The sequence below is a fragment of the Streptomyces sp. NPDC060209 genome (assembly GCF_042728155.1).
Classification (GTDB): domain Bacteria; phylum Actinomycetota; class Actinomycetes; order Streptomycetales; family Streptomycetaceae; genus Streptomyces.
In genome coordinates this window covers 1-4,395 of sequence record NZ_JBHWZS010000477.1, presented here as the reverse complement: position 1 = coordinate 4,395, position 4,395 = coordinate 1, and the positions used below count along the sequence as shown (strand labels likewise).

5 protein-coding genes and 1 tRNA gene are annotated in these 4,395 nt (G+C 67.3%); 5 read left to right on the top strand and 1 reads right to left on the bottom strand.

The features are described from left to right. Positions 1 to 30: 30 nt before the first annotated feature. Complete coding sequence (locus ACFWFI_RS41360) at positions 31 to 1,257, bottom strand: pyridoxal phosphate-dependent aminotransferase (RefSeq protein WP_387400901.1); 1,227 nt, start codon at positions 1,255 to 1,257, stop codon at positions 31 to 33. A 214-nt stretch (positions 1,258 to 1,471) separates the two neighbouring features. Here ACFWFI_RS41360 and ACFWFI_RS41355 point away from each other — a divergent pair. The 5 genes from ACFWFI_RS41355 to rplA all read left to right on the top strand — a co-directional run bounded on the left by ACFWFI_RS41355 (position 1,472) and on the right by rplA (position 4,323). Further along, positions 1,472 to 1,544, top strand: a tRNA-Trp gene (locus tag ACFWFI_RS41355). A 106-nt stretch (positions 1,545 to 1,650) separates the two neighbouring features. Then, complete coding sequence (gene secE / locus ACFWFI_RS41350; protein ID WP_031096325.1) at positions 1,651 to 1,938, top strand: preprotein translocase subunit SecE; 288 nt, start codon at positions 1,651 to 1,653, stop codon at positions 1,936 to 1,938. A 74-nt stretch (positions 1,939 to 2,012) separates the two neighbouring features. Beyond that, a complete protein-coding gene (nusG, locus tag ACFWFI_RS41345) occupies positions 2,013 to 2,906 on the top strand; it encodes a transcription termination/antitermination protein NusG (protein WP_387400899.1) in 894 nt (297 codons plus the stop codon). Between the two features lie 178 nt (positions 2,907 to 3,084). Then, complete coding sequence (gene rplK / locus ACFWFI_RS41340) at positions 3,085 to 3,519, top strand: 50S ribosomal protein L11 (RefSeq protein WP_024494105.1); 435 nt, start codon at positions 3,085 to 3,087, stop codon at positions 3,517 to 3,519. An 81-nt stretch (positions 3,520 to 3,600) separates the two neighbouring features. Next, on the top strand, positions 3,601 to 4,323 hold the full coding sequence (gene rplA, locus ACFWFI_RS41335) for a 50S ribosomal protein L1 (RefSeq protein WP_387400896.1): 723 nt from the start codon (positions 3,601 to 3,603) through the stop codon (positions 4,321 to 4,323). Positions 4,324 to 4,395 lie beyond the last annotated feature (72 nt).

The window sequence follows — 4,395 nt, the reverse complement described above, 5'->3', positions numbered from 1 at the left end:
GACAGCCCTCAACAGCGTGAGTTCCTCGCGTCAGTCGCGGGCCTCGCCCAGCAGCTTCTGGAGCCGCGAGACACCCTCGACGAGGTCGTCGTCGCCCAGCGCGTAGGACAGCCGCAGGTAACCCGGGGTGCCGAACGCCTCGCCCGGCACCACGGCGACCTCGGCCTCGTCCAGGATGAGGGCCGCGAGCTCGGCGGAGTCCGCGGGGCGCTTGCCGCGGATCTCCTTGCCGAGCAGCGCCTTCACCGACGGGTACGCGTAGAACGCGCCCTCGGGCTCGGGGCAGAACACGCCGTCGATCTCGTTGAGCATGCGCACGATCGTCTTGCGACGGCGGTCGAAGGCGGTCCGCATCTCGGCGACCGCGTCCAGCGGGCCCGAGACGGCGGCCAGCGCGGCGGCCTGCGCGACGTTGCTGACGTTGGAGGTGGCGTGCGACTGAAGGTTGGTCGCGGCCTTCACGATGTCCTTGGGGCCGATGATCCAGCCGACCCGCCAGCCGGTCATGGCGTAGGTCTTGGCGACGCCGTTGACCACGATGCACTTGTCACGCAGCTCGGGCACGACCGCGGGGAGCGAGGCGGCGGCCGCGCCACCGTAGACCAGGTGCTCGTAGATCTCGTCGGTCATCACCCACAGGCCGTGCTCCACGGCCCAGCGGCCGATCGCCTCGGTCTCGGACTCGCTGTAGACGGCGCCCGTCGGGTTGGACGGGGACACGAACAGGACGACCTTGGTGCGCTCGGTGCGCGCGGCCTCGAGCTGCTCGACCGAGACCCGGTAGTTGGTGGTCTCGTCGGCCACGACCTCGACCGGGACACCGCCGGCGAGACGGATCGACTCGGGGTAGGTCGTCCAGTACGGGGCGGGGACGATGACCTCGTCGCCCGGGTCGAGAACCGCGGCGAAGGCCTCGTAGATGGCCTGCTTGCCGCCGTTGGTCACCAGGATCTGGGAGGCGTCGACCTCGTAGCCGGAGTCGCGCAGCGTCTTCGCCACGATGGCGGCCTTGAGCTCGGGGAGCCCGCCCGCCGGGGTGTAGCGGTGGTACTTCGGGTTGCGGCACGCCTCGATCGCGGCGTCCACGATGTAACCGGGGGTCGGGAAGTCGGGCTCGCCGGCGCCGAAACCGATCACCGGACGCCCGGCGGCCTTGAGGGCCTTGGCCTTGGCGTCGACGGCGAGGGTGGCGGACTCGGAGATCGCACCGATGCGGGCCGAGACCCGGCGCTCGGACGGAGAAGTTGCAGCGCTCATGCCCCCCATGCTCGCAGACCGGAAAACCCCTCGGCACAGGGGTTTCAGGGACCGGACAGGACTCGGACAGCATCCGGACAGGACCGGTCGGTAGTTGTCTGTTCGACGCGGCGCCCCGGAGCACGTACACTCACCTGTCGTTGGCCTTCATCAGCCACACCGTTTTCCCAACCGGCCCACCGGGGAAGATGCGGTAGGTTGGTGGAAACCACAAAGGGTCGTAGCTCAATTGGTAGAGCACTGGTCTCCAAAACCAGCGGTTGGGGGTTCAAGTCCCTCCGGCCCTGCTACACACTCCTTCGCCAGGATGTGTGCGCATGTACGTACTTCAATGCACCGCCGTGCGGCTCCACCGGGCGCGGCACGGCCACGACCCGGAATCAGGTGAGTAGCGTGACGGACGCCGTGGGCTCCATCGACATGCCTGATGCCGAGGACGAAGCCCCCGAGTCGAAGAAGAAGACCCGGAAGGGCGGTAAGCGCGGCAAGAAGGGCCCTCTGGGCCGTCTCGCGCTGTTCTACCGCCAGATCGTCGCCGAGCTCCGCAAGGTCGTCTGGCCCACGCGCAGCCAGCTGTCGACATACACGGCCGTGGTGATCGTGTTCGTGGTCGTCATGATCGGTCTCGTCACCGTGATTGACTTCGGATTTGCGCGGGTCATCAAGTACGTCTTCGGCTGATCCCCGCGGAGGGCGCCTCATCGGCGCCCCTTTCGCATGTTCCACCCATTTGTATCCAGGAAGAAGCAGCCATCGTGTCTGACCCGAACCTGAACGACGACGCCGAGCCCACGGCGAGCGCCGTCGAGTCCGCCGAGGACGAGCTCGACATCGTCGAGGCGGCGGACGCCGTGGCCCCGGACCAGGTCGACGCTGCTGACGCCGCCGCAGGCGAGCCCGCCGAGCAGGACGCCGTGCGTGTCGAGTCCGACGAGGACGAAGAGGCCGCCGAGTCCGACGAGGACGAAGAGGCCGCCCAGGACGAAGAGGCCGCGGACGAGTCCGACGAGGAGGCCGAGCCGGCCGCCCCCGTCGACGCCGTCGCCGCCCTGCGTGACGAGCTGCGCGGACTTCCCGGCGAGTGGTACGTCATCCACACGTACGCCGGTTACGAGAAGCGCGTGAAGGCCAACCTGGAGCAGCGCGCCGTCTCGCTCAACGTCGAGGACTTCATCTACCAGGCCGAGGTGCCCGAGGAAGAGATCGTCCAGATCAAGAACGGTGAGCGGAAGAACGTCCGTCAGAACAAGCTCCCGGGATACGTCCTGGTGCGCATGGACCTGACGAACGAGTCCTGGGGTGTTGTCCGCAACACGCCCGGTGTCACCGGCTTCGTGGGCAACGCCTACGACCCGTACCCGCTGACCCTGGACGAGATCGTCAAGATGCTCGCCCCCGAGGCCGAGGAGAAGGCTGCCCGCGAGGCGGCCGAGGCCGAGGGCAAGCCGGCTCCGGCCCGCAAGGTCGAGGTCCAGGTCCTGGACTTCGAGGTGGGCGACTCGGTCACCGTCACCGACGGTCCGTTCGCGACCCTGCAGGCGACGATCAACGAGATCAACGCCGACTCGAAGAAGGTCAAGGGCCTCGTCGAGATCTTCGGTCGCGAGACCCCGGTCGAGCTCAGCTTCGACCAGATCCAGAAGAACTGACGGGCTTCCCGCCAGTTTCTGGACACATGCCTACCGAGCAGGTCAGACAGGCTTCGCAGCCGGTCTGACCTGCTCGGTTTTTGGTCGCGCAGCTATACCCGTTATCGTTGTGCGGTATGCCTCCATCCGGATGACCGGAATGGCGGCGAAACACTCTCACTAGGACCCGGAGAGAGCAATGCCTCCCAAGAAGAAGAAGGTCACGGGGCTTATCAAGCTCCAGATCAACGCCGGTGCGGCCAACCCGGCGCCGCCGGTCGGCCCCGCACTGGGCCAGCACGGCGTCAACATCATGGAGTTCTGCAAGGCCTACAACGCCGCGACCGAGTCGCAGCGTGGCATGGTCGTGCCGGTGGAGATCACGGTCTACGACGACCGCTCCTTCACCTTCATCACGAAGACTCCGCCGGCCGCCAAGCTGATCCTCAAGGCCGCGGGCGTGGACAAGGGCTCCGGCGAGCCGCACAAGACGAAGGTCGCCAAGCTCACGGCTGCCCAGGTCCGCGAGATCGCCACGACGAAGCTCCCCGACCTGAACGCCAACGACCTCGACGCCGCGTCGAAGATCATCGCTGGCACCGCCCGTTCCATGGGCATCACGGTCGAAGGCTGAGTCAGCCTCTCAAGCCCTCAGTGGTAGGACCAAGCGCTGGTCCGCACCACGACTCCACACTCTGAACCCACAGGAGTAGAAGTGAAGCGCAGCAAGAACCTCCGCGCTGCGGACGCGAAGATCGACCGGGAGCGCCAGTACGCCCCGCTCGAGGCCGTCCGTATCGCCAAGGACACCGCCGCCACCAAGTTCGACAGCACCGTCGAGGTCGCGTTTGCCCTGGGTGTTGACCCGCGCAAGGCCGACCAGATGGTCCGTGGCACCGTGAACCTCCCGCACGGCACCGGCAAGACCGCCCGGGTCCTGGTCTTCGCGACCGGTGACCGTGCTGCGGCCGCGGAAGCCGCGGGCGCCGACATCGTCGGCGCCGACGAGCTCATCGACGAGGTGGCGAAGGGCCGTCTGGACTTCGACGCCGTCGTCGCCACGCCGGACCTCATGGGCAAGGTCGGCCGCCTGGGCCGCGTGCTCGGTCCGCGTGGTCTGATGCCGAACCCGAAGACCGGCACCGTCACCCCCGATGTCGTCAAGGCTGTCAACGACATCAAGGGCGGAAAGATCGAGTTCCGCGTCGACAAGCACTCGAACCTGCACTTCATCATCGGAAAGACCTCTTTCGATGACACGAAGCTGGTCGAGAACTACGGCGCGGCCCTGGAGGAGATCCTCCGTCTGAAGCCGTCCGCCGCGAAGGGTCGCTTCATCAAGAAGGCGACCATGAGCACGACGATGGGTCCCGGCATCCCGCTGGACTCCAACCGCGTGCGCAACCTCCTCGTCGAGGAGGACCCGGCCGCCGTCTGAGCCCACGTGCTCAGCCGGTAGCCGCGTCACGGCATGGGACGGGCCCCGCAGCCTCTTCGGAGGGTGCGGGGC

Bases quoted from the DNA above. Each gene is read 5' to 3' on its own strand.
- ACFWFI_RS41360 (WP_387400901.1), bottom strand. From the start codon at position 1,257: ATGAGCGCTGCAACTTCTCCGTCCGAGCGCCGGGTCTCGGCCCGCATC.
- rplK (WP_024494105.1), top strand. From the start codon at position 3,085: ATGCCTCCCAAGAAGAAGAAGGTCACGGGGCTTATCAAGCTCCAGATC.